This window comes from Campylobacter concisus, from assembly GCF_050447505.1.
Lineage (GTDB): Bacteria > Campylobacterota > Campylobacteria > Campylobacterales > Campylobacteraceae > Campylobacter_A > Campylobacter_A concisus_BP.
This window is the reverse complement of the sequence record NZ_JALMFZ010000001.1, coordinates 1,072,057-1,094,851: the sequence shown is the minus strand read 5'-3', so window position 1 is coordinate 1,094,851 and position 22,795 is coordinate 1,072,057. Positions and strand designations below refer to the sequence as shown.

At 39.3% G+C, this 22,795-nt stretch carries 23 protein-coding genes; 15 read left to right on the top strand and 8 right to left on the bottom strand.

What is annotated here, in order from left to right; all coding sequences use genetic code 11:
* The first annotated feature begins 80 nt into the window (after positions 1-80).
* The 7 genes from MTT09_RS05500 to MTT09_RS05470 all read left to right on the top strand — a co-directional run bounded on the left by MTT09_RS05500 (position 81) and on the right by MTT09_RS05470 (position 6,617).
* Positions 81-986 (top strand): AEC family transporter, encoded by a 906-nt coding sequence (locus tag MTT09_RS05500; RefSeq protein ID WP_009293909.1) that lies wholly within the window; start codon positions 81-83, stop codon positions 984-986.
* Positions 987-1,048: 62 nt separating this feature from the next.
* Positions 1,049-1,324, top strand: a complete 276-nt coding sequence (locus MTT09_RS05495) for a pentapeptide MXKDX repeat protein (protein WP_148789636.1) — start codon at positions 1,049-1,051, stop codon at positions 1,322-1,324.
* 9 nt (positions 1,325-1,333) lie between these two features.
* Entirely contained in the window at positions 1,334-1,996 is a 663-nt protein-coding gene (locus tag MTT09_RS05490) for a response regulator transcription factor (RefSeq protein WP_103589749.1), read from the top strand.
* Complete coding sequence (locus tag MTT09_RS05485) at positions 1,989-3,158, top strand: sensor histidine kinase (RefSeq protein ID WP_429803716.1); 1,170 nt, start codon at positions 1,989-1,991, stop codon at positions 3,156-3,158. Before MTT09_RS05490 ends, MTT09_RS05485 begins: the two co-directional genes overlap by 8 nt.
* Before the next feature lie 128 nt (positions 3,159-3,286).
* Positions 3,287-4,762 carry an aldehyde dehydrogenase family protein gene (locus MTT09_RS05480; RefSeq protein ID WP_429803038.1) on the top strand — a complete coding sequence of 492 codons (1,476 nt, stop codon included), beginning with the start codon at positions 3,287-3,289 and terminating at the stop codon, positions 4,760-4,762.
* 126 nt (positions 4,763-4,888) lie between these two features.
* Positions 4,889-5,605: a metallophosphoesterase gene (locus MTT09_RS05475; protein ID WP_429803036.1), complete on the top strand. Its 717-nt coding sequence runs from the start codon at positions 4,889-4,891 to the stop codon at positions 5,603-5,605.
* The gene (locus MTT09_RS05470) at positions 5,592-6,617 is read left to right on the top strand and encodes a hypothetical protein (protein ID WP_429803034.1); all 1,026 of its coding nucleotides are present in this window, start codon (positions 5,592-5,594) and stop codon (positions 6,615-6,617) included. The genes MTT09_RS05475 and MTT09_RS05470 overlap by 14 nt, the downstream gene beginning before the upstream one ends.
* 73 nt (positions 6,618-6,690) lie before the next feature.
* Here the strand turns inward: MTT09_RS05470 and MTT09_RS05465 are convergent, their stop codons facing one another.
* Entirely contained in the window at positions 6,691-7,512 is an 822-nt protein-coding gene (locus tag MTT09_RS05465; protein ID WP_103639446.1) for a YihY family inner membrane protein, read from the bottom strand.
* Positions 7,513-7,515: 3 nt separating this feature from the next.
* Positions 7,516-8,238 (bottom strand): plasminogen-binding N-terminal domain-containing protein, encoded by a 723-nt coding sequence (locus MTT09_RS05460; protein ID WP_103609604.1) that lies wholly within the window; start codon positions 8,236-8,238, stop codon positions 7,516-7,518.
* Positions 8,239-8,352: 114 nt separating this feature from the next.
* Between MTT09_RS05460 and MTT09_RS05455 the strand changes: the two genes are divergently transcribed.
* The 5 genes from MTT09_RS05455 to MTT09_RS05435 all read left to right on the top strand — a co-directional run bounded on the left by MTT09_RS05455 (position 8,353) and on the right by MTT09_RS05435 (position 14,124).
* Complete coding sequence (locus MTT09_RS05455) at positions 8,353-9,522, top strand: peptidoglycan DD-metalloendopeptidase family protein (protein WP_087581705.1); 1,170 nt, start codon at positions 8,353-8,355, stop codon at positions 9,520-9,522.
* A 9-nt stretch (positions 9,523-9,531) separates the two neighbouring features.
* Positions 9,532-10,899 (top strand): magnesium transporter, encoded by a 1,368-nt coding sequence (gene mgtE / locus MTT09_RS05450; RefSeq protein WP_429803031.1) that lies wholly within the window; start codon positions 9,532-9,534, stop codon positions 10,897-10,899.
* Positions 10,884-11,468 carry an NUDIX domain-containing protein gene (locus MTT09_RS05445; RefSeq protein WP_429803029.1) on the top strand — a complete coding sequence of 195 codons (585 nt, stop codon included), beginning with the start codon at positions 10,884-10,886 and terminating at the stop codon, positions 11,466-11,468. Before mgtE ends, MTT09_RS05445 begins: the two co-directional genes overlap by 16 nt.
* Positions 11,469-11,631: 163 nt before the next feature.
* Complete coding sequence (locus MTT09_RS05440) at positions 11,632-13,749, top strand: RNA degradosome polyphosphate kinase (protein ID WP_429803715.1); 2,118 nt, start codon at positions 11,632-11,634, stop codon at positions 13,747-13,749.
* Between the two features lie 210 nt (positions 13,750-13,959).
* Positions 13,960-14,124 carry a hypothetical protein gene (locus MTT09_RS05435; RefSeq protein ID WP_429803027.1) on the top strand — a complete coding sequence of 55 codons (165 nt, stop codon included), beginning with the start codon at positions 13,960-13,962 and terminating at the stop codon, positions 14,122-14,124.
* 62 nt (positions 14,125-14,186) lie between these two features.
* Here the strand turns inward: MTT09_RS05435 and MTT09_RS05430 are convergent, their stop codons facing one another.
* Genes MTT09_RS05430 through MTT09_RS05415 form a run of 4 tightly spaced genes read right to left on the bottom strand, consistent with a single transcriptional unit; the run spans position 14,187 to position 17,712 of the window.
* The gene (locus MTT09_RS05430; RefSeq protein ID WP_429803025.1) at positions 14,187-14,990 is read right to left on the bottom strand and encodes a 3'-5' exonuclease; all 804 of its coding nucleotides are present in this window, start codon (positions 14,988-14,990) and stop codon (positions 14,187-14,189) included.
* Entirely contained in the window at positions 14,987-15,634 is a 648-nt protein-coding gene (rpe, locus tag MTT09_RS05425; RefSeq protein ID WP_103594286.1) for a ribulose-phosphate 3-epimerase, read from the bottom strand. The genes MTT09_RS05430 and rpe overlap by 4 nt, the downstream gene beginning before the upstream one ends.
* 9 nt (positions 15,635-15,643) lie before the next feature.
* Positions 15,644-17,017 carry a hypothetical protein gene (locus MTT09_RS05420; RefSeq protein ID WP_429803023.1) on the bottom strand — a complete coding sequence of 458 codons (1,374 nt, stop codon included), beginning with the start codon at positions 17,015-17,017 and terminating at the stop codon, positions 15,644-15,646.
* Positions 17,014-17,712, bottom strand: coding sequence for a hypothetical protein (locus tag MTT09_RS05415; RefSeq protein WP_429803021.1), 699 nt, complete (start codon positions 17,710-17,712; stop codon positions 17,014-17,016). The genes MTT09_RS05420 and MTT09_RS05415 overlap by 4 nt, the downstream gene beginning before the upstream one ends.
* Before the next feature lie 199 nt (positions 17,713-17,911).
* On the opposite strand from MTT09_RS05415, the gene rpmB reads away from it, so the two are divergent.
* The 3 genes from rpmB (at position 17,912) to MTT09_RS05400 (ending at position 19,581) form a co-directional block, all read left to right on the top strand.
* The gene (gene rpmB / locus MTT09_RS05410) at positions 17,912-18,103 is read left to right on the top strand and encodes a 50S ribosomal protein L28 (protein ID WP_002942221.1); all 192 of its coding nucleotides are present in this window, start codon (positions 17,912-17,914) and stop codon (positions 18,101-18,103) included.
* Between the two features lie 22 nt (positions 18,104-18,125).
* Complete coding sequence (locus MTT09_RS05405) at positions 18,126-19,256, top strand: potassium channel family protein (protein WP_009293929.1); 1,131 nt, start codon at positions 18,126-18,128, stop codon at positions 19,254-19,256.
* Between the two features lie 118 nt (positions 19,257-19,374).
* Positions 19,375-19,581 (top strand): DUF465 domain-containing protein, encoded by a 207-nt coding sequence (locus tag MTT09_RS05400; protein ID WP_002942218.1) that lies wholly within the window; start codon positions 19,375-19,377, stop codon positions 19,579-19,581.
* A 106-nt stretch (positions 19,582-19,687) separates the two neighbouring features.
* On the opposite strand, the gene htpG is transcribed toward MTT09_RS05400, so the two are convergent.
* Positions 19,688-21,544 carry a molecular chaperone HtpG gene (htpG, locus tag MTT09_RS05395; protein ID WP_429803019.1) on the bottom strand — a complete coding sequence of 619 codons (1,857 nt, stop codon included), beginning with the start codon at positions 21,542-21,544 and terminating at the stop codon, positions 19,688-19,690.
* Between the two features lie 710 nt (positions 21,545-22,254).
* Positions 22,255-22,794, bottom strand: a complete 540-nt coding sequence (gene mog / locus MTT09_RS05390; RefSeq protein WP_009293784.1) for a molybdopterin adenylyltransferase — start codon at positions 22,792-22,794, stop codon at positions 22,255-22,257.
* Between the last annotated feature and the right edge of the window lies 1 nt (position 22,795).

The window sequence follows — 22,795 nt, the reverse complement described above, 5'->3', positions numbered from 1 at the left end:
TCCAAAAAAGTTTATTGTAATTTAATCTTTTGGGGCATATAATCAATTCTTTGTAAATTCCAAACTTAAAAGAGACTGCTATGAATTTCACACCACTTTTTGCAATATTTTTCATAATCGCAACTGGTTTTTTTGCTAAAAAAGTCGGCATTGTTGAGCAAAAGCACTCGATCCCTTTTGTGGATTTTGTCCTTTGTTTTGCAATGCCTGCGCTAATCTTTGATAAAATTTACCACGTAAATGTCGATGCCTCGCTTATAAACACGATCCTAATTGGCTTTGCCTCAACCGCCATTAGCGCCGCTTTGGCATTTGTCATAGGTAAGGTTTTTAAATTTACCAAAATAACAACCGTTAGTATGGTCATGCTAAGCCTTTTTGGTAACACACTATTTGTTGGTATGCCTGTCATTCAGGGCTTCTTTGGCGATGCGATGGTAAATGAGGTCATCTTTTACGACCAAATAGCCACTGGTATCCCGCTTTCGATCCTTGGACCACTCATCCTATCTTTTGCCGCACCAGAGAAGGTTTCGCTATTTCAAAATACAATGAAAATTTTAAAATTTCCACCATTTATCGCGCTCATTATGGGTCTTATCTTAAAAGAAGTCCCGCTTCCAGATTTTATCTTTGCGCCACTTAGGATGTTTGAAGGCAGCGTCACTCCAGTGGCACTTTTTGCGATCGGTGTTGGCCTTAACTTTAGTAGCATCACAAGCTCATATAAAGGCGTTAGCGTCGTGCTTTTGTGTAAGATGATCTTGCCAGCTATCGTGTTTTTCATAATATTAAAAGTCTCAGGTATCCAGATGAGCAAAACTTGGGTCGTTGGTCTCTTTCAATGTGCGATGCCGACATCAGCCCTTGCAAGTGCGATGGTCATAAAAGCTGGACTTGATAGCTCACTAGCCATCTCATCAGTGGCCATAGGCGTGCTTTTTTCATTTATCACGTTACCAGTTATCTATTTTGTATTTGCATAAATTCACACTTATTTCACACTAAGAGGCTAGTATTTCATCATATTTCATTTAAAGGAGACGTTATGAAAAAGTTAATCTTAGTTGCACTTGGTGCTATGTTTATGCTTGGTGGTCTTGCAAATGCTACTGAAATGATGAAGAAAGACAACATGGGCAAAGACGAGATGATGAAGAAAGAGCAGATGAAAAAGGATGACATGGCTAAAAAACCAATGATGAAAAAAGATGAGATGAAAAAAGATGACATGGGCATGAAAGACGACATGAAAAAAGATGACATGGGCATGAAAAAAGACGACATGGGTATGAAAAAAGACGAAATGAAAAAAGGCATGTAAAGGTGCTTAATGGTTAGAATTTTGCTCGTTGAAGATGATGAAATTTTACTTGATCTCATCAGTGAGTATCTAAGCGAAAATGGCTACGATGTCACCACTTCAAACAATGCAAAAGATGCACTTGATCTTGCTTATGAGCAAAATTTCGACCTTTTGATCCTTGATGTCAAGCTCCCAAAAGGGGACGGCTTTTCACTTCTTTCTTCCTTAAGAGAGCTAGGTGTTAGCGCACCTAGCATCTTTACCACTTCACTAAACACCATTGACGATCTTGAAAAAGGCTATAAAAGTGGCTGCGATGACTATCTAAAAAAGCCATTTGAGCTAAAAGAGCTACTTATCCGCATACAAGCGCTTCTAAAGAGAAATTTCTCGCACAACAACGACGAATTGGTCGTTATTTCAAACGAGCTTAGCTTTCATCCACAAAGTAAAATTCTAAGTAAAAATGGCGAAAAGATAAGTATCTCAAGCAAAGAGAGCGACCTGCTCGCCCTATTTTTGCAAAACAAAGGCAAAATTTTAACCAAAGATGAAATTTTTAATAAAATTTGGAAATTTGACGAGGAGCCAAGCGAGCTTAGCCTTCGTGTCTATATCAAAAATTTACGCCAAATTTTAGGCAAAGATGCCATTTTAAACAGGCGTGGAGATGGCTATATCTATGTCTGAAAAGACGCAAATTTTATTTAAAATTTTATCCCTCTATCTTGTTAGCTCCGTGCTCTTTCTGGGCTATTTTTTCATAAATGACTATAAAAATAAAAAAAATGCGCTCATCTTAAACGAGGTCAAAATGCTAAAAGAGATAAAGATGGGCATTTACATGAAAGCTAGAATGAATGGACTTGACTCAATCTCAAGTCTAACAAAAGAAAAAGGTGTACATGCTTGTATCGTGCTAAAAAATGATGAGAAAATTTACAAAGACTTTGACTGCCAAAAGATAGACAAAAGCAAAAATGTAAATTTGATAGACGGCAAGGTCGCGATATTTGAAAATATCCAGTACATGGAGGATAACGCCACGGACGAGCTCGCACGCGCAGATATTTTTCTAGTTGGCAAAGATATCAAGGCTGAAATTTTATCTTTGCAAATTTCGACCACACTAAAGGCGCTCTTTTTCCTTTTTGCCCTGCTCTTTATCGCCTTTTACCTAGCAAAACTAAGCCTAAAACCGCTTTATAAAAAGATAGAGACGCTAAACCGCTTCATAAAAGACTCAACGCACGAGATAAACACGCCTCTTAGCGTCATCTCTATGAGCATAGAAACAGCCGATCGTGACAACCTAAATGAGCGAAATTTAAAGCGTTTTAACAACATCAGCCTTGCCGCAAAGAGCCTAAATAACATCTATGACGCACTCGTTCATCTAAGCTTTAACCTAAATAAACCTGGCAAAAAAGAGCCGATAGACCTAAATTTACTAACCACGCAAAGACTAAACTACTTCTCGCCATTTTTTGCTAAACGCGGACTTAAGATAGATGCCATACTAAAGCCTAGCTTCATAAACGCAGACATTGAAGATGTGAGTAAAATTTTAGACAACCTTCTTAGCAACGCCTCAAAATATGCAGCGCCAAATTCAAAGGTTAGCATCATTTTAGAGCCAAATTTCTTTAGCATAAGCAACACTGGGCGTGGCATCAGTAAAGAGCAGCAGATGAAAATTTTTGATCGTTACACGAGATTTAACGACGATCAAGGTGGCTTTGGCATAGGGCTAAATTTAGTTAAAGAGTGCTGCAAGAAAAATGGCATCACCGTAAAATGCCAAAGCGAACTTGATGGCGAGACTACGTTTTCGCTCTCCTGGCAGAGTTAAATTTAAAACACCACCCTATTCTAAACAATAAAATTTATTAAAAAAGAGAATTTATACCAAAAATTTATTTTTGATAAATTTTATTAATATTATAATCCTTTTACAAAATCTTAATCAAGGAGAAAAGTATGAAACTACTTGAAAAATACGGGCTTTTCATAAATGGTGAGTGGCGTGACGCAAAAGACGGCGCTACACTTGATGCTAAAAATCCAGCAAACGGCGAGCACCTTGCAAAGATCGCTGACGCTACCGAAGAAGATGTAAATGACGCAGTTCGCGCTGCACGTGAGGCTTTTAAGAAATTTAAACACACCACAATTAGTGAGCGAGCAAAGCTACTAAACAAGATCGCTGATATCATCGACGAGCACAAAGAGCACTTAGCAAAAGTTGAAAGCATGGACAACGGCAAGCCAATCCGTGAGACGCTAAATGTCGATATCCCTTTTGCAGCCGAGCATTTTAGGTACTTTGCTGGCGTTATCATGGGCGAAGAAGGCAGCGCAAACGTGCTTGATGAGAAGCAACTCTCTATCGTTTTACGCGAGCCAATAGGTGTAGTGGGTCAGATCGTGCCTTGGAATTTTCCATTTTTAATGGCAGCTTGGAAGCTAGCTCCAGTGATCGCAGCAGGCGATGCGAGCGTCTTTAAACCTTCAAGCGAGACAAGTCTAAGCGTGCTTGAGCTATTTAGGCTGATAGATAAAATTTTGCCAAAAGGCTTAATAAATATAGTAACAGGCAGAGGCAGCAAGAGCGGCGAGTGGATCAAAAACCACCCAGGCCTTGACAAGCTAGCCTTTACAGGTTCAACCGAGATCGGCCGTGATATCGCCATAGCTGCTGCACGTCGTATCATCCCAGCCACACTTGAGCTTGGCGGCAAGAGCGCAAATATCTTCTTTAGCGACGCAAATTTAGACAAGGCGCTTGACGGTCTTCAGCTTGGAATTTTATTTAACCAAGGTCAAGTTTGCTGCGCAGGGTCTAGAATTTTCGTAGAAGAGAGCTTTTATGACAAATTTATCGAGGCTGCTGTTAAGAAATTTAGCACCATAAAAGTTGGCGATCCGCTTGATCCTAAGACTCAAATGGGCTCTCAGATCAATAAAAAACAAGCCGAGCAAATTTTAAACTACGTAGAGATCGGCAAAAAAGAAGGCGCAAAAGTAGCAGTCGGCGGCAAAGCCTACACCGCAAATGGTTGCGACAATGGCGCATTTGTCGAGCCAACGCTGCTAGTTGATGTGACAAATGATATGAGAGTGGCTCAGGAAGAAATTTTTGGACCAGTTGGCGTCGTCATCAAATTTAAAGATGAAGCCGAGCTTATCAAAATGGTAAATGACAGCGAATACGGCCTTGGTGGTGGAATTTTCACGCAAGACATCACAAAAGCACTCCGTGTAGCAAGGTCTATGGAGACTGGCAGAGTTTGGATCAACACTTACAACCAAATCCCAGCAGGAAGCCCATTTGGTGGATATAAAAACTCAGGCATCGGCCGTGAAACGCACAAGATCATACTTGAGCACTACACTCAGATGAAAAACATCATGATAGATCTAACCGGCAAGGTTAGCGGCTTTTACGCACAATGATTTTAGGGGGTTTTGCCCCCCTACTGCTTTAAATTTCATAAATAAAATTTCATTCTAAATTTATCAACAATTAACAATCTTTATTTTTAAGCTTAATAGACTAAAATTTGGCGTAAAGGAGAAAATTTGAGCGAGCAAATTTACATTATCGGCGACGTTCACGGCTGTTTTAACACGCTTTTAGAGCTTATCAAGCAGTTTCCAAACAAAGAAAAATCTCAAATTTGCTTTGTTGGCGACGTGATAGATCGGGGGCTTTTTAGCTGCGACGTAGTCGAGCTTATCATGCAAAATGACTATAAAATGGTAATGGGAAATCACGAGCGAAGGCTACTAAACAATAAATTTGAGTTTTTAAACAACAAAGTGCCATTTGACAGGAGCTGGTTCTTTGGAAACGGCGGAGAAGCGACATATAGATCATATCTTGGACAAAGCACGGAGTTTAAGCAAAGGCATGTGGATTTTTTAGAAAGCAGGCCAGTTTATCTGGAATTTAAAGGGTGCAAAAACCAAAATAGCGAGCATCTGGTAGTCTCTCACTCAGCCGTTGGCAATATGTGGGAGCTAAGAAACGATAAATATGCTAGCGAAGAGTTTAGAAGGCACCTGCTCTCAGGCAGAGGCGACGAGATGCAAGTTAGTGGCATATTTAACGTCTATGGACACACGCCAGTAAGAGAGGTAAAATTTTATAAAAATAGCGCAGATATCGACACAGGCTGTGTTTTTAACGAAGTTGGTTTTGATAAACTAAGTGCGTTAGAGTTTCCATCGATGAAAATTTATACGCAAAGAAATGTAGAAAATTTTAACAAAAAGGATAAAGATGTGGTTTTCTAAAAAGAGTTCTAGCTTTGCTAGTAGGGTTGATAAATTTTGGAGCGAGCTTGGTAAAAATTTAGATGCTATAAAGCGTAATTTAGAGGATAAAGAGTACGATACAGCGAGCAAAATGACTGAAGAGGCGCTAAATTTATGTTTAGTAGATCCAACCTTTATGATAGGTATTGTTAATGACAAGATCGATCTAGTGCTCACCCCAGAAGGGATGAAATATAGGCTTTTTTGGCTTAAATTTATCAAATCACGCATGCCAAAAGAGTATGAGGCAAAGCTTACTTGCACGCTTGGCAAACCACGTGCACCACGCGAAGTAGCAACTATACAGATGTATGGCGTGAGTGTTGATGCAAACGAGGTCATGGTCTATGCAAATTTTGAAGAAAAAAGCGTGGATATGTGCCTATACAACGAGACTTTAAGCAAGCTAAAAAGCGAAGATGAAAATAAGGCCTACACACTAGCTTTTATACTTTGCGACAACGTTGTTGGCGAGACGGCGATGATAAACACGCTTGGCGACTTTGAGATCGTAGATGAGCCAAGAGAAAAAGGCGTCGCGCTTACCGACTTTGCCGATCTTATAGATGATAAATTTGGCAAAGAAGCATCAAGCGAGCCGCTAAAGCAGTTTAGTTTTTATGAGCTTGAACCCCGCTCAGACGCACTAAGAGATGATGTATTTATGGGATATACAAGCCTAATCCCACTGCTAAATGAGTACTATGACGGCAAAAGCGATATCTATAATGAAGCCTACGAGCTTGGCATAAATTTCTGCTTTTTAGTATTGTATCACGGCGGCGATGTGCAGTTTGGCGTTGATAGCAAAACCAAGATAGAAGATGAGCTTGAAACTAGCACTTTTTGCGAAGGCATGGGAGCAGCGACTGGCACTAAGCACTCTTACGTTGATCTTATCTGCTTTGACAAAGATGAGCTTGAAAAGGCTGTTAGTAAATTTAGCAAAGAGCTTGATATCAAGATTGAAATTTGCGAATTTAAACGCTAGATACATAAAATTTCACATAAAATATTACATATCCTGCTAGCTGGCAAATTTAAAAAGTCAGCTAGCAATAAATTTATCCTTTAAATTTAGAGCTATTTGAGAGATAGGCGCAAAATTTAAGCCCATATAAAAAGATGATCCACGAGATGTAGATCCACACAAAGAAGAAAAGCACAGCTGAAAACGAGCCATATACGCTTAGATAGGTCTTGTTGTAAAGGACGTAATAGACAAAGGCTGACTTGCCAAGATACCAAACGAGCGAGGCGGCAAACGAGCTAAAAAACGCGCTTTTAAATTTTATCTCGTCATTTACAGAGATGAGATATGTGACACAAAATATCACCCAGATGATGAGATATGGCACGATGCTTAAGAAATTTATCGAGCTTGTGATCACGTTTGAATTTAACATCTCTTGAATAAGGCTTGAGAGGTAAAAACTGCCAGCAAGTCCGAGCGGTGCAAGTGTGATGAGTGTCCAGTACGAGCTAAGTGCCGACCAAAAGCCCCTAGCCTTGCTAGCTCTTGTCACTTTTAAGACTACGTATTCATAATCGCTAAAAAACATAGCTGAAGTAAATATCATCGCCACAAAGCCAACTATGCCTAAATTTCCGCTATTTTGGAGGAAATTTTGCAAGTAGTTTGAGATGATCTCTTGGTTGCTTGGCAAAAGAGCCGAGAAGACAAAGTCTTGAATTTTGGCGTAATAATCCTCAAAGCTAGGCAGTTTTGTAAAGATAGAAAACGATATAAGAAGTATCGGTATGATCGATAAGATCGTGTGAAAACTAAGGCTTGCTGCGTAGTGAAAGAGCTCTTTGTCCTTAAGAGCAGCTAGCAAATTTAAACCACTCTTTAAATCGCTCTTGCTTAAGGACAAACGGCTCATTTATCAGTTGTCTTCTTCAAAAAGTTTTTCGTAGTGAGCATCGTAGTTGTTGATGTGCTCGCTATTTAGCTTCCAAAATACAGTGTCTATGTCGCTAACTCTTGTATAAAATGGTAGTTGATAGTACTCAACCTCGCCAGTTTTAAACTCTTTTAGCACCTTAAAGCTTTGGCAATCAGCAAAAACGCTTCTGCCATCCATCGCAACAAAGATAAGACCAGCTGCACTTTGAGCGCACATTTTTCTAAAGTCATCTCTGCTTGGATTTGGCTTGTATTCGTAGCTTAAGTATGCTCCAACAAGGTCTGGATGGATAAATATCATATTAGGAAATGCGCCCAAAACCTCTTCATAAATTTCTTTATTTGGCACGACGATTAGCGAGCGGTTATAAAGGTAGTTTAGCACGACTATATCGCCACTTACAGGTGCGATGCCAGGGAGTGGGAGAGCCTTTTGCTCAAGTAGGTCAAACACCTCAAATCTAACCTTCGCAAAGCCAGCATTTTTTGAGACAACGCTCACTCTTGCGATGATAGAGCTATCAGTGTCAAATTTATGAAGTACGACGCCGCTTGATCCGATCAAAATTTCAGGACTATCAACTATCGTTGCTGTGCCGTCACTCTCGACGCTAATAAGAGGAGTTCTATACTCATTTAAAGAAAAATCAGCCCCAAAAGCAAAGCCAAAAAACAGCGATAAAATCACGATTATACGTTTCAAAAATATCTCCTAAGTTTAAATTTTTAGAGCGATTATAGCCTAAAATGCTTTATCTTTTGCAAAATTAAAGCAAGTTTTAGTTAAAATCCCTCCCAGCTTTTTAAAAGGATATCGATGCCTCGTATTTTTGTGATTTTTGCAATATTATGTATAAATTTATATGCCATAAAACCAACTGTTGACGAGCTTAGTTGGCCAAATGGCAGCAGCTTTTTAAATTTCCTAGAGACAAATAAAATCCCACTTTCACTTTACTACAACCTAGCAAGCGAAGATCAAGAGCTAACAGAAGAGATCATCGCTGGCACAAAATATCAAATTTACAAAGACGATAACGGCGAGGTAAAACAAGCTCTCATCCCAGTTAGTGACGAGCTTCAGATACATATTTATAGAGATGACAAGGGTAAATTTCAGCTTGAGTTTATTCCGATCTTATACCAAAGCGAAGATAAAGTTTTAGCCCTAAAAGTCGATAAATCAGTCTCTGAAGATATCTTTGACTACACTGGCTCTGGCACGCTAGCGCTTGGTTTTAAAGAGGTTTTTAGCGGCAGCGGGATCGATTTTAAAAAGATAAACAAAGGCGATACGATCGCTATTGTATATAACCAAAAACTACGCATGGGACGCTCTTTTGGCACGCCTGAAATTTACGCAGCGATGATAGAGACTAAAAACAAACGCTATGTGATGTATAAATTTGAAGATAAATTTTATGATAAAAACGGCAAGAAAAATGATAAATTTTTGCTCGTTCGTCCTCTTGCAAACGCTAGGATCACATCAAATTTCACTCTAAAAAGATGGCATCCGATCCTTCAAAGATATAGAGCGCACCTTGGAGTTGATTATGGTGCTCCAAAAGGCACACCGATCAAGGCAGCAGGCGACGGCACGGTCAAATTTGTCGGACAAAAGAGTGGCTACGGCAGAACCGTCATCATCTCTCACGCTGGCGGCTACGAGACGCTTTACGCGCACCTAAATGGCTTTGCAAAGGGCATAAGAAGCGGCCTTAAAGTAAAACAAGGCACGCTAATAGCATACGTTGGTACAAGCGGTATGAGCACTGGCCCTCACTTGCACTTTGGCCTCTATCTAGGCGGCAAGCCGATCAATCCAGAAAGCGCCATCAAAGTCGTAAAAAATATAGAAGATAAAAAAGAGTCGGCTAAATTTAAAGCAGTCATAAATAGAAATGATGAGCTGATAAGACAAGCTCTAAGCAACGACAAAGAGTATCACAAGGTGGAATTTTTCCCTAACGTAATAGATTTTTAAAGGTAAAACTTGAGCCAAGAACTAGAAGAAGCAAAAGAGCTGATAGATCAGCACTTAAATGAAAATTTAGAAGATGGCGAGCTCTCTGCTTACGAGCTAGCCCAGCATCTTAAAACACTTAAAAAGCACGATGAAGAGCTTTTTGCCAAGTACCTTGAAAAGCTAGATCCTGAAATTTTGGGTGATGTGGCGATAGAGTTACCTGATCACATGCTAAAAGACGTGATCGACACGCTCCCAGCTGAAAAGATCGTAGAAGCGCTTGAAGAGCTAGAGAGTGACGATGCGACAGACCTACTTCAATATATCGAAGATATCGATGAGGACAAGGCTAGAGAGCTTTTTAACGAGCTAGATAAAGAAAATCAAAACGAAATTTTAAGACTTAGAAGCTACGACGAAGATAGAGCTGGTGCGCACATGCAAACAGAGCTATTTTCAGCTCATCTTGAAGAGAAGCTTGGCAGCGCAGTCGCAAGACTAAGACAAGAGAAGCAAGAAGGCAAACTAGAAAACGTCTCACAGCTTTTCATCATCGATAAAAACAGTGTCTTGCAATACGCTATCCCGCTTGAAGATCTCATCCTCTTTGACTTCACAAAGACACTAAAACAAAATATCGAATCAACCCAGATCGACCACTACAAGCCTCACATGGCAAACGATATGGATCTCATGCAAGATGTCGCTGATATGTTTCAAGAGTACGATCTAAACGTTATCGCAGTTACAAGTAGCACTGGAATTTTGCTAGGTCGTATCACGTATGATGATATCCACGACTACATCCAAGAGAGCGCAACAGAGCAAATTTATAACCTAGCTGGTGTTGATGACGAGTCAGAAGAGGACGATACGCTATTTAAAGCTGGTCGCGGCCGTGCGGTTTGGCTTGGTGTAAATTTACTAACAGCACTTTTTAGCTCATCTATCATCGGGCTTTTTGACGAGACGATCGCAGCTTACGTCGCACTTGCCGTGCTTATGCCAATAGTTGCTTCAATGGGTGGCAACACTGGCACGCAAGCACTTGCTGTTACGGTTCGTCGTTTGGCACTTGGCGAGATAGAATTTAAAGATGCAAAGAGCGTTTTAAAGCGTGAGGTGACGATCTCACTCGTAAATGGCCTCATCTTTGGCGCTATCATGGGCGTCATCGCCGCTGTTTGGTTTGATAAAGGTATGCTTGGCGTGGTCATTAGCCTTAGTATGGTTACAAATTTATTCTTTGCTGGCTTTTTTGGCACGATCATACCTTTGACACTAAGGCGCTTTAACATCGATCCTGCCGTTGGCTCGGCGGTCATTCTTACTACATTTACTGATGCGATAGGATTTTTTAGCTTTTTAGGACTTGCAAAATGGATACTACTATAACAAATTTAGAAATTTTACCTCTTGGTGAGTCAAAATACCTAAAGCCATTTAAGATGAAATTTGAACAAAACGGCGTGAAAAGAGAGTGGGACTGTGTCAAAGTGATGAATAGCGTCAGTATATTTTTATATCACGAGCAAAAAGATGCATTTTTGTTTGTAAAGCAGTTTCGCCCAGCCGTTTGGTACTCGCAAGAAAAAGAGGGCATCAAAACAAACGAGCAAGGCTTTACTTATGAGCTTTGCGCAGGGCTTATGGATAAGGGGCTAAGCGAAGAGCAGACCGCTAGAGAAGAGGCAGTCGAAGAGGTCGGATACGAGCTAAAAGAGATGGAGCGCATCACGATGACATATGGCGCTTTTGGCTTTGGTGGCAACATGCAAACGATGTTTTACGCAAAGATCGATGAGAGCATGAAGGTAAATGCAGGCGGTGGCGTCGATGGCGAGGATATCGAGCTAGTTTTTATAAAACGAGAAGATATGATGAAATTTGCCTTTGACGAGAGCAAGGTCAAGGGCTTTGGGCTCATCTTTGCCTACTTGTGGTGGGAGAAATTTAAAGGCTAAAAAGAGACCTTTTTGATAAGCGCAAAGACAACAACCGCCACAACAAAAATGCCAACTAAAATAATATAATCCGACATAAGAAACCTTTACGTTTAAAATTTGCACTATTGTAACTAAATTTTTAACAAAATAAGAACTTTATAACCGCACATATCATAAAATAATCAAAAATTATAAGGAGAAAATGATGAGCGAAAATGAAACTCTTTTTATCAACCGCGAATTAAGCTGGCTACGCTTTAACTCAAGGGTGCTCGCTCAGTGTGAAAAGGACATACCTTTACTTGAAAAGCTAAAATTTATAGCCATTTATATGACAAATCTTGATGAATTTTATATGATAAGAGTGGCTGGTCTAAAGCAGCTTTTTGCAGCTGGAGTGACGACAAGTAGCAGCGATGGCATGAGTCCGCTCGATCAGCTAAGAGAGATCAGAAAGTATCTGCAAGATGAGCAAAATTTAGTCGAGGCTCACTATAAAAGCACCGTCGATGCGCTTAGCCAAGAGAGTCTTTTTATCAAAAACTATGACGAGCTTGACGATAGTTTAAAGCAAAAATGCGACGAATACTTTTTCTCAAACATCCTTCCAGTCATCGTGCCTATCGCTGTTGATGCAACCCATCCATTCCCTCACCTAAACAACCTTAGCTTCTCGCTCGCCGTTAAGCTTGCTGACATAGAGCATCCTGAAATTTTAAAATACGGCATGATAAGAATTTCAAGAGTATTGCCAAGATTTACCCAGCCAAGCAGCAACGTTTTCGTGCCGATTGAAACAATCGTGCACCGCCACGCAGAAGAAATTTTCCCAGGATATAAGCTACTTAGCTCAGCTGCCTTTAGAGTGACAAGAAACGCTGATATCGTCATCGAAGAAGAAGAAGCGGATGACTTTATGATGATACTTGAGCAAGGGCTAAAGCTTCGCAGAAAAGGGGCTTTTGTGCGCATGCAGATAGATAAAGACGCAGACGCTGATATCTTAGAGTTCTTAAATTTTCACATGAAAATTTTTCATAAAGATATCTACTTTTCAAGCATTCCACTCACACTTAGCTCTCTTTGGGAGATAGCTGGAAGTAAAAATTTTAGCCACCTAGCAAACCCGCCCTACGCCCCAAAAACCCTGCCTCCATTTGGCAACGGCGTCTCGATCTTTGACGCCATAGACAAAGAGGATGTGCTGTTAGTTCATCCATTTGAGAGCTTTGATCCAGTCGTTAGCTTTATAAGAGAGGCTAGCAAAGATCCAAAGGTGATCTCGATACGCATGACGCTTTACAGGGTCGATAAAAACTCACCGATCATCCAAAGCTTGATAGACGCCGCAAGCGACGGCAAACAAGTAACCGTGATGGTCGAGCTAAAAGCAAGGTTTGATGAAGAGAACAACTTGCACTGGGCAAAGGCACTTGAGGATGCTGGCGCACATGTGATATATGGTATCACAGGATTTAAAGTGCATGCAAAAGTTAGCCAAGTGATCCGCCAGATCGGCGATAAACTCAAATTTTACATGCACTTTGGCACTGGCAACTACAATGGCAGCTCAGCTAAAATTTACACTGACGTGAGCCTATTTACGAGCAAAGAGGAATTTAGCCAAGATACGACCTCGTTTTTTCACATCCTATCAGGATATAACAAAAACCGCCGTCTAAACGCCCTTAGCATGTCGCCCTTTCAGATAAAAGAGCGCATCATCGAAAAGATAAGAGTGGAGGCTAGCAAAGGCAGCGAGGGCAGGATCATCGCCAAGATGAACGCTCTAATAGACGAAGACGTGATAAACGAGCTTAGCCGTGCTTCAAATGCAGGCGTAAAGATCGACTTAATCGTCCGAGGTGTTTGCGGACTAAGGCCTGGTGTAAAAGGCAAAAGCGAAAACATCAGAGTTCGCTCGATCATCGGCAAATACTTAGAGCATGCTAGAATTTTATATTTTAAACACGCTAATCCAAAAATTTACATCTCAAGCGCTGATTGGATGCCACGAAATTTAGAGCGCCGCTTGGAGCTCATGACACCTATCTTTGAGCCAAGGCTTCAAGAGAGACTGCTTGAAATTTTAGAGCTTCAGCTAAGCGATAACGACCTAGCATTTGAGCTACAAAATAACGGCGAATACACAAAAGTAGCTAGACGCGAGGGCGAAAAAGTGATCTCTTGCCACGAAGTTTTAGAAAACTATATCTCTAAAATTTACAAATCCGTCAAGAAAGACACCGACAAAGCAAAAGCAGATATGCTGGCAAGCAAGCTTTTAAAAGAGAGCTAAAAGATAAATGGCTTTTAAATTTAAGTTTAGAAGCCATTTTTACTATAAATCCTAAATCTTAAATCCAAAGACTAATTTTAGTTTCTAGCTAAATTTAACTCCAAATTTAGCTAGCAATTTTAGCAAAAGTAAAATTTCACATTAGCACAAGCTCTAAATTTAGCTACAAAAGCAACCCGCCTAGCAAGCTGCGTCATCAGTAGCGACGGTTTGGCTGTTTTACGCATACAAAAACTGGCATTCACAAGAAATTTATCACAATGGCAACGTTGTTTCAGGGCTTTTATAAAGATCGGCGCTTGCAGGGCGATAGATCGCGACTTTATTGAAAACATAATGATCGCAAACCGCAAAAAGATAGGCGATCTCGTTTAAATAGGTCATAGCTAAATCAAATTTCTAAATTCCCAGCCAAGTGGCTTAAATTTATACGAGCCCTACTCTAAAGCTTTTAAAACTGGCTCTGGTTTTAGCTTTACGCTTGGGGCATTTTTGCTAAAGCTTATGAGATCCTCTGTCGTTTGGATGCTAAAAGGTAGGCGATTGAGGCAGACTTTAAAGATTTCAGCTGCTGCTACCGCGTCATTTAGGGCTCTGTGGTGAGTATTATTTATGCCAAGGAGTTCTTTTAGCGAGCCAAGGCCGTATTTTTGCGAGGCGATGGTGCGGCGGCTAAGATCGATGGTGCAAAGCTTTCTATTTAGCAGTATGCCAAGTCCGATCTCATTTAGACTATGCGAGATAAATCCGTAGTCAAAATTTACGTTGTGTGCGATAAAGACGCTAGTTCCTAGAAAAATTTTAAACCGCTCAAGCACGTTTAGCAAATTTGGCGCACCGACTAGATCGCTCGCTCTTATGCCAGTTAGCTCTGTGATATTTTCAGGCACCACACTAGCTGCTACAAAGCTTTCAAAGCGCCCTATTTCGGTGCCATTTTTCATTTTTATAGCGCCTATTTCTATGATTTGTCCATTTGTTGTGCCACCAGTCGTTTCGATATCAACCACACAAAATTCCTGCTCGCTAATATCTCTAAATCTCGTGCCAAGCTCGATCTCGTTGCTTTCATTTCTAGTGATGTCAAGCCCGAGAGTTCGCCACATATCAAGGTCACGCACGTCAATGAGCGATGAAATTTCCTCGATATCACTAAATTTCAAGATAAACTCGTGATAGCCTAAATTTTGCCTAGTTAAAATTTCAATGCTATTTTCTAAACGCTGTTTTTTTGGTTTCAAAACTCAAGCTTTATGGCGCGAATGGCTTGTTCGTATGAATTTGACGAAAAGATATAGCTGCCAGCCACCAAGATATCAGCCCCAGCCTCTTCAAGATCAGGCGCATTTAGCCCATTTACGCCGCCATCTACTTCGATGAGGCACTTGGCGTTTTTGCGCTCTATTAGCTCCCTTAGCGCCCTTGTTTTCTCAAGCACGACTGGCATAAATTTCTGACCGCCAAAGCCGGGATTTACGCTCATTAAAAGCACCATATCGACTTCATCGATGATGTGCTCGATCGCACTAACTGGCGTGTGTGGATTTAGCACGATACCAGGGCTTACGCCGTTTTTTCTGATGTGATCGATGAGCCTCATTGGATGCTTCTCTTCTTCTATGTGAAAGGTTAGAAATTTTGGCTTTAGTGGCAAAAAAAGGTCAGCAAAAAATGAGTTATTTTCAACCATCAAATGAATATCAAGTGGCTTTGTAGCAGCCTTTGCAACGGCATTTACCACGACTGGGCCGATGGTTAAATTTGGCACAAAATGCCCATCCATAACATCAACATGCACCAGATCACACCCAGCCTCGCAAATGGCTCTTATCTCAGCTGCCAAATTTCCAAAATCAGCCGACAAAATACTAGGTGCAACGTACATTTTAAATCCTTATTTACTTATAAAAATCACGCCAGTTTGGCTCTCTTTTGCATTTAGTGTGGCAAAAATTCCACTGCTTGCTCTGTCAAAAAACATCTCATTTTCGAAAAATTTAAAGTTGCTAAGTTTTACCTTTAAATTTCTCTCGATGAAAATATCTAAAATTTTGCTTGCAATGATACTAAAAATTTGAGAAAATCCGCTTAAACAGCCACACTCTAGATCGCCATTATCTGAAAAAATAGAGCAAATTTTACCAAGCTTGTCCTTTTTAACACCAAGCAAAATTCTCATCTGTACGTCGCCATAAAAGAGGACGCAAGCCCTCAAATAGTCATTTTCGCCCTCTACGTTAAAGTTGCTGATCTTTGCATCAAGGCATAAAATTTCACTCTCTATCAAAGGCGAGAGCACGTCTGTGACACTTGAGATCACAAGTGGCAAAAACTCAACCAAGTTTTTATTCATCTTTGTTGGCTCTATATCGATAAGGCGCTTTTTAAAATAAAGCGTCGAGTCATCTTTGAAAAAGTCATCCATCTTTTTATATAAAAGTATCTTTGCCGCTTTTAAATTTGATGCAAGTGTCTCTGAGATGTTGCCCTCATTTAAGCCACAAATTGCCAATATACCGCCACTTTTTTGGCTCAGCTCAGATAGCTTTATCAAAAAACTAGCACCTATGGTATTTAAAGCGCCAACCGAATCAGACCAAAAAACAAAGAATTTAAAGCCAATTTTTTGCAACCTTTCGTGAAATTTATAGTCAAAATTCTGCACAAAAGAGCTATCTATAAGCCCTGCTGCCTTGTAAATGACAACGTCGCCTCTTACAAAGGTGCTAAACTCTTTTTTACCTAAAACGATGTGATTTAAGGTGCTAATGGTATATTTATAGGCTTGTTTGGCAGCGTTAAATTCTTCTACACTTTTTACAAATTTACACTTGTAGCACTTTTGCTCCAAAAGCGAGTTGATGTAGTCTTTATACTGCTCATTTTTGTTATAAATCACGATGGCTTCGCTGCTATCTGCTAAAGTATCATTTAAAAATAGCGTCGCAACTTTTTCATTTTCAAAGAGCGAAAATCTCAAAATATTTTTTGAAGTCTTTGCGACAAGCTCGTAAAAAGTATCGTCATAGTCGCAAACTGCAAACTCAGCGCCTATCTGCTTAGCGATGCTTGATAGATGCTCGCATGTGCTATTTAGCCAAAGTGGGCTAAAAAATGTGACATTTTTTAATGAAAGCAAAATGGCACTTATCTGCCTTGCGCAAATTTGCTCTATATCGGCCTTTTTGATACTTGAAGGGGTGATATTAACCTCTAAAAATCCAAATGGCCTAACAATGGCTAAAGAGCCCTCAAAAGTTACTTTCATTTTCTAAGAGCCTTTTTTAAATTTATAACCATATCAGCCGAAGCATGGACGCTAACATCGGTGATCCTATCTATGCCAAAGTCAAAAAATTTAGCAGTGCTTGCCTCATAAGAGAGCAAAATTTTAAAGTATTTTAAAACTAAAACCTCTTCTCTATTGAGCCTGTCGCTATCCCATCCTGCAAGCTTTAAAAGTACTCCAAATAGCGAAATGTCAAACCTTCGCTGCAAGATCCTATCAAAGCTCATATCAGAAAAGCCAACGATATGTTTAAGCGAGTGTGGATACTTCAAAAAGATCAGCTCGCAAAATATAAGCAAAATTAGCGCGTAGGCAGCTAGAAACAAATTTTTTTGATTTTTTAGCCCAAGGTAGTTTAGAAGTTTGCTCCAGTCAGATAGAAATTTGGCATTAAACTCCATCATCGAGTGTAAATTTACACCAAAATTTTTATATCTTTTTGGAGATTTGATAAAAACAAAATAAGAGCAAATTATCATTTTTAGGTTGTCTATGCCTAGTGGATAAGCCATAGCATAGATATCTCTAGTGTGGTTTTGAACGCCAAAATCGCCTAAATTTACTATCGTAGCAAAGTACGCTTTAAAAGTCTCACTACCCCTAAAAAGTTCCATAGCAGCAGTGATGTCGCCCTCATCTAAGTGCTTTTGGCACTCATAAAAAACATCGGGCATTGTATAGATAAAATTTGAAATTTCATCTATTTGATTTTTAGTTAGCATTTTTGTTTTACCGATTTTTTATTTTGGGGCTATTTTAGCCTTAATTAAATAAAAAATCAACAAAACTTATAAATATAAATCTCCATTTTAAGCAATACTTTGGTTTTGTTTAGATAAAATCAGCAGAAATTTTTGTTTATAAGGAAAAAAAATGTCAAAAAGATGTGCGATAACTGGCAAAGGACCAATGGTAGGCAACAACGTGAGCCACGCCAACAATAAAACTAAAAGAAGATTTTTACCAAATCTTAGAACTATCCGTGTTACCCTAGAAGATGGAACAACAAGAAGAATAAAAGTTGCTGCTTCTACTCTAAGAACTATGAAAAAGCAGTCAAACTAAGAGATAAAATGAAGAGGAATTTATGTCTTTTCTCTCAAGACTTTTAAAATTCCTCAACTGGTCAAACTCCGCAAAACCAGAAATAAGCCTAGATACTGAGCTTTACGAACAACTAAAACCTTTTAGATTTCCACTAATTTCAGTGGTACTACTGTTACTTTTTGGAACACTAGGTTATATCTTTATAGATAACTTCTCTCTCATAGATGCCTTTTACCAAGCAGGTATGACCTTCACGACGGTCGGTTTTACCGAAGTTGCGCCCATAACTCCAAAGGGGCGAATTTTTACTATAACATTTATCCTTGTTGGCTTCATTATTTTCACGCTATCAATCGGTATCGTTGTAGAAGTTCTAAAAAGAGGCACATTAATTAGCATTTTAAAGGAAAGGCGCATGCTTTACAAGATCGCAAGACTAAAAAATCACTTCGTTATTTGTTACCACAACCTTTACACGATCGAGCTTAGCGCTCAGTTTCGTGAAAATCACATACCATTTGTAGTGGTTGATGACAGAGAAGATATCGCAGAATTAGCTCAAATTTACAAGTATCCATACTTCATAAAAGCTCAGCCTCACACTCAAATCGCCTTTTTAAAAACGCATCTTTCAAGCGCGAAAGGGCTAATCACTCTTAGCCCAAATATCGCTGATAATATCGCACTTATCGCATCTGTTAGACTTTACGAAAAAGAGATAGGCCGCAAAAAACCTTACCATATCATCACAAACTCCGATAGTGAAGATGACACACAAAGACTTAAAAAACTTGGTGCTGATAACGTAGTCAGCCCATCTCGCCTGGTCGCACAGCGTCTAAGTGCCATGAGCGTAAGACCTGATATGGAAAATTTACTCGAGCAATTTCTATACACAAAAAGCTCACCTATCGACATAGAAGAAATTCTTGTGCCTGACTACTCTTGGATCAGGTTTAAAAGACTAAAAGAGACGCACCTAAGAAATATCACAAATGCTGACGTGGTAGGCATTAGAGACATAAATAACAAATTTATCCCGATGCCAAATGGTGACACTCTAATCGGTACAGGCACAAAACTTTTAGTCATCGGCACAGTTGATGGCATACGTCTAACCAAACGCCTAGTAAAGAGCAAGCATAAGCCAGAAGAGCTAAAATACGTTTAGTTTTTTGCATTTTGTGATAAATTTGGCTTAACCACTAAGACTTTATAGATCTAAATTTAGATAGCCAAACATTTACAAAGCCTTGTTAGAATTTATAAATTTTTTACAGGAGCTACGTATGTTACACGAATACACTGATCTCATAAACGAGTTGAAAAAAGTTGATGTTCATTTTGCCGCACTTTGCAAAAAGCATGACGAGCTAAATGAAAAAATAGATAGCAAAGCAGCGCAAGCCTCTGAGCTTGATGCCTTGAAAAAAGAAAAATTAAAACTAAAAGATGAAATTTACGCTCAAATTTTAAAATACAAAGAGCAAAAATAAGCAAAAGCCAAACTAACGATGGAGCTAAATTTCGCTTAGCTCGCATTTTAGGCTTTTATTAGACTACAAATTTAAAAAAGCCCAAATTTCTTTGGGCTTACAAATTTTATATAGCTTTTATCATCACTTTTGTTAGAAGTTCTGAAAATTTAGCTGGATTTTCTAGGCTCATGCCCTCATTTAGCCTTGCCATATCAAGAAGCAAAGGCGCTATGTCATATATCATCGCCTCATTTTTCTCAAGTTTTGCAAAAATTTCATGATCAGCATTGATCTCTAAGATCGGCTTAACTTTTGGAGCATTTGCGCCTTGTCCCATCTGTTTTAACATCTCTTGCATAGCGTAATCAGGGTCGTTTTTATCATATATTAGCACCGCAGCCGAGCTTGAGAGCCTTGAGCTTAGCCTAACATCTTTTACCTCGTCTTTTAATATCTCTTTCATCTTAACAAGAGTGTTTGCAACCTTGCTCTCATCGACTTTCTCGTCGTTTTTGATCTCGTCATTTATATCAGCGTGCGAGACTGATTTTAGAGGCGTTTTGTCAAATTCATTTACCATTGGCATGACGATCGTATCGATCTCTTCATCCATTATTAACACTTCGATGTCATTTTTCTTAAAGCTCTCAAGAAGCGGCGAATTTCTTAGCATATTTTCGTTGTTGCCGCTGATGTAGTAGATCGACTTTTGATCCTCTTTCATCGCCTCTTTGTACTCTTTTAGACTGATAAGCCCATCTCTTTTTGAGCTTTTAAATAGGCAAAGATCCAAAATTTGCTCTTTTTCAGCGTTAAAGCCATAAAGTCCCTCTTTTAAAACCTTGCCAAATAGTTTGTAAAATTTTATGTATTTTTCATGGTCGTTATCTTTTACTTTTGCAAGCTCGCTTAAAATTTTCTTCACACTTTGCTCTTTAACGGTTCGCATGATCGCATTTTCTTGTAAAATTTCGCGGCTAACGTTTAGCGGCAGATCCTCAACATCGATCACACCTTTGATAAATCTAAGATACGGCGGCAAAAGCTCTTTTGCATCGTCAGTTATAAAAACCCTCTTCACATAGAGCTTCACACCACTTTGATAATCAACCCTAAAGAGGTCAAACGGCTCAGTGCTTGGCACATAAAATAGTGTCGAGTACTCGATCTTGCCCTCGGCCTTTGTGTGGATATAAAGTAGCGGGTCGCTGCTGTCATGTGAAATTTGTTTATAAAAGTCGTTGTAGTCTTGCTCTTTGAGGCTAGCTTTATTTAGCCTCCAAAGCGCATTTGCCTTGTTTATCTGCTCGTTTTTAGTCTCATAAGTGCCTTCTTTTTCGCCTTCTTTTGGTGCGACATAGCTCTCTTTATCCATAAATATAGGATAAGGGATGTGGTTTGAATACTTTTTAACTATCTCTTCGATACGCCAAGAATTTGCAAACTCATCGTCGTTTAAATGCAAGATGATATCCGTACCAAAGCCATCTTTGCTAGCCTCTTCTATCTCATAGCTTTTTGCGTCAGATGTCCATTTATAGGCCTTCTCGCCAAGCGCACGTTTGCTTATGACCTCGATCTTGCTTGCCACCATAAACGCTGAGTAAAAGCCCACGCCAAACTGGCCGATCAGTGAGCTATCTTTCTTTGCATCGCCGCTTAAGCTTTGCATAAAGCCCTTTGTACCACTTCTTGCAATGGTGCCTAAATTTGCGATGAGCTCATCTTTATCCATGCCTATACCGTTGTCACTGATCATTAAAGTCTTAGCTTTTTCATCTACTTTGATGTCGATCCTTGGAGTGTAGCTTAAGCTTTTATACTTTTCATCGGTCAAGCATAGGTAGTTAAGCTTGTCAAGTGCGTCGTTTGAGTTTGATATAAGCTCTCTTAAAAATATCTCTTTGTTTGAGTAAAGAGAGTGGATCATCAAATTTAAAAGGTCATTGACCTCGGTCTGAAATTCAAATTTATCTGCCATTTCCTTTTCCTTGTTTTAAATTTTTGGCAGATTATAGCACAAAGTGATAAAAATATACTTAACCTTGATAGCATTACTATCAAGTTTTTTAACATTTTTTTAGGCATATAATGCAATTTATAAATAAAATAAAAATTTATATTTAATTTTCATTATTTAAAATGCTAATTTGTATAGTATTTATTTAAAATAGTGCAAATTTAGCTATAAATCTTTTAGAAAATGTTGCTAGTCTGTCTTTTAAAATAAGAAACAAATACCGATACAAATGGACAACAAAGATCAAAAACCAATAAATTTAAACTATTTGGCTTGAAGTTTTAAACGTTTTATCTATCTTTTAACGCTGCATTAGGTGAAAATTTGAGTTTGAAAACTAAAAAAGTTCTGTGATGTTTGACTTGAAAGGCATGCAAATAATAGCCGCTTTAAAAAATTTAATTTACCAATAATCACTATGCAAGCAATCTTTAATGCCATGCTTTGCAAAATTTTAGCCACTCTAGCTTAATCGCAAAATACGACATAAACGCTGTGTCTTTCATCAAATTTAGCAACAGTAACAAACTAAAAACTAGTCAAAAAAATTCATACGAAAGCAAACATCAAAATAGCAGCTAGAAAGAATCAAATTTAAAGAGGTAGCAGTGGATAAACCACCTCTTCATAAAAGAGGTGGCTATAAATTTCAGTGGTTTAGCAAATTTTGTTTATGAAATTTTCTTTTGTTTTGGGCGGAAAACTTTCATCACGTTTTCATCAGTCTCGATAAACGCACCCTCGATCAAGTCGATGCAGTATGGCACCGCTGGAAATACCGGCTCCAAGCACTCTTTTATCGCTTTTGGCTGACCTGGTAAATTTATGATGAGCGCGTGGCCTCTGATGCCTGCTGTTTGGCGTGATAGGATCGCTGTTGGGACATATTTTAAGCTCGCAGCTCTCATTAGCTCGCCAAAGCCTGGCATCATCTTCTCGCAAACTGCCTCAGTAGCCTCTGGGGTGACATCTCTCACTGCTGGTCCTGTGCCCCCAGTAGTTAGCACAAGGTCGCATCCTAGCACGTCTATCATGTGCACGAGCCTCTCTTTTATGAGATCAAGCTCATCAGGGATCACCTCGTAAAAATACTCTCTCTCGCTTACTATCCAGCCGTCAAGCACCTCTTTGATCGCTGGTCCTGATTTATCCTCGTATGTGCCTTCGCTTGCGCGATCTGACATAGTTAGAATTCCTATTTTTGCTTTCATT

What these genes read in the sequence shown, in the direction of transcription:
- MTT09_RS05480 (WP_429803038.1), top strand. Translation starts at nt 3,287, where the DNA reads ATGAAACTACTTGAAAAATACGGGCTTTTCATAAATGGTGAGTGGCGT.
- rpe (WP_103594286.1), bottom strand. Translation starts at nt 15,634, where the DNA reads ATGTACGTTGCACCTAGTATTTTGTCGGCTGATTTTGGAAATTTGGCA.
- MTT09_RS05465 (WP_103639446.1), bottom strand. Translation starts at nt 7,512, where the DNA reads ATGAGCCGTTTGTCCTTAAGCAAGAGCGATTTAAAGAGTGGTTTAAAT.
- MTT09_RS05420 (WP_429803023.1), bottom strand. Translation starts at nt 17,017, where the DNA reads ATGAAAGTAACTTTTGAGGGCTCTTTAGCCATTGTTAGGCCATTTGGA.
- MTT09_RS05495 (WP_148789636.1), top strand. Translation starts at nt 1,049, where the DNA reads ATGAAAAAGTTAATCTTAGTTGCACTTGGTGCTATGTTTATGCTTGGT.
- rpmB (WP_002942221.1), top strand. Translation starts at nt 17,912, where the DNA reads ATGTCAAAAAGATGTGCGATAACTGGCAAAGGACCAATGGTAGGCAAC.
- htpG (WP_429803019.1), bottom strand. Translation starts at nt 21,544, where the DNA reads ATGGCAGATAAATTTGAATTTCAGACCGAGGTCAATGACCTTTTAAAT.
- MTT09_RS05400 (WP_002942218.1), top strand. Translation starts at nt 19,375, where the DNA reads ATGTTACACGAATACACTGATCTCATAAACGAGTTGAAAAAAGTTGAT.
- MTT09_RS05405 (WP_009293929.1), top strand. Translation starts at nt 18,126, where the DNA reads ATGTCTTTTCTCTCAAGACTTTTAAAATTCCTCAACTGGTCAAACTCC.
- MTT09_RS05500 (WP_009293909.1), top strand. Translation starts at nt 81, where the DNA reads ATGAATTTCACACCACTTTTTGCAATATTTTTCATAATCGCAACTGGT.
- MTT09_RS05470 (WP_429803034.1), top strand. Translation starts at nt 5,592, where the DNA reads ATGTGGTTTTCTAAAAAGAGTTCTAGCTTTGCTAGTAGGGTTGATAAA.
- MTT09_RS05445 (WP_429803029.1), top strand. Translation starts at nt 10,884, where the DNA reads ATGGATACTACTATAACAAATTTAGAAATTTTACCTCTTGGTGAGTCA.
- mog (WP_009293784.1), bottom strand. Translation starts at nt 22,794, where the DNA reads ATGAAAGCAAAAATAGGAATTCTAACTATGTCAGATCGCGCAAGCGAA.
- MTT09_RS05485 (WP_429803716.1), top strand. Translation starts at nt 1,989, where the DNA reads ATGTCTGAAAAGACGCAAATTTTATTTAAAATTTTATCCCTCTATCTT.
- MTT09_RS05415 (WP_429803021.1), bottom strand. Translation starts at nt 17,712, where the DNA reads ATGCCCGATGTTTTTTATGAGTGCCAAAAGCACTTAGATGAGGGCGAC.
- MTT09_RS05490 (WP_103589749.1), top strand. Translation starts at nt 1,334, where the DNA reads ATGGTTAGAATTTTGCTCGTTGAAGATGATGAAATTTTACTTGATCTC.
- MTT09_RS05455 (WP_087581705.1), top strand. Translation starts at nt 8,353, where the DNA reads ATGCCTCGTATTTTTGTGATTTTTGCAATATTATGTATAAATTTATAT.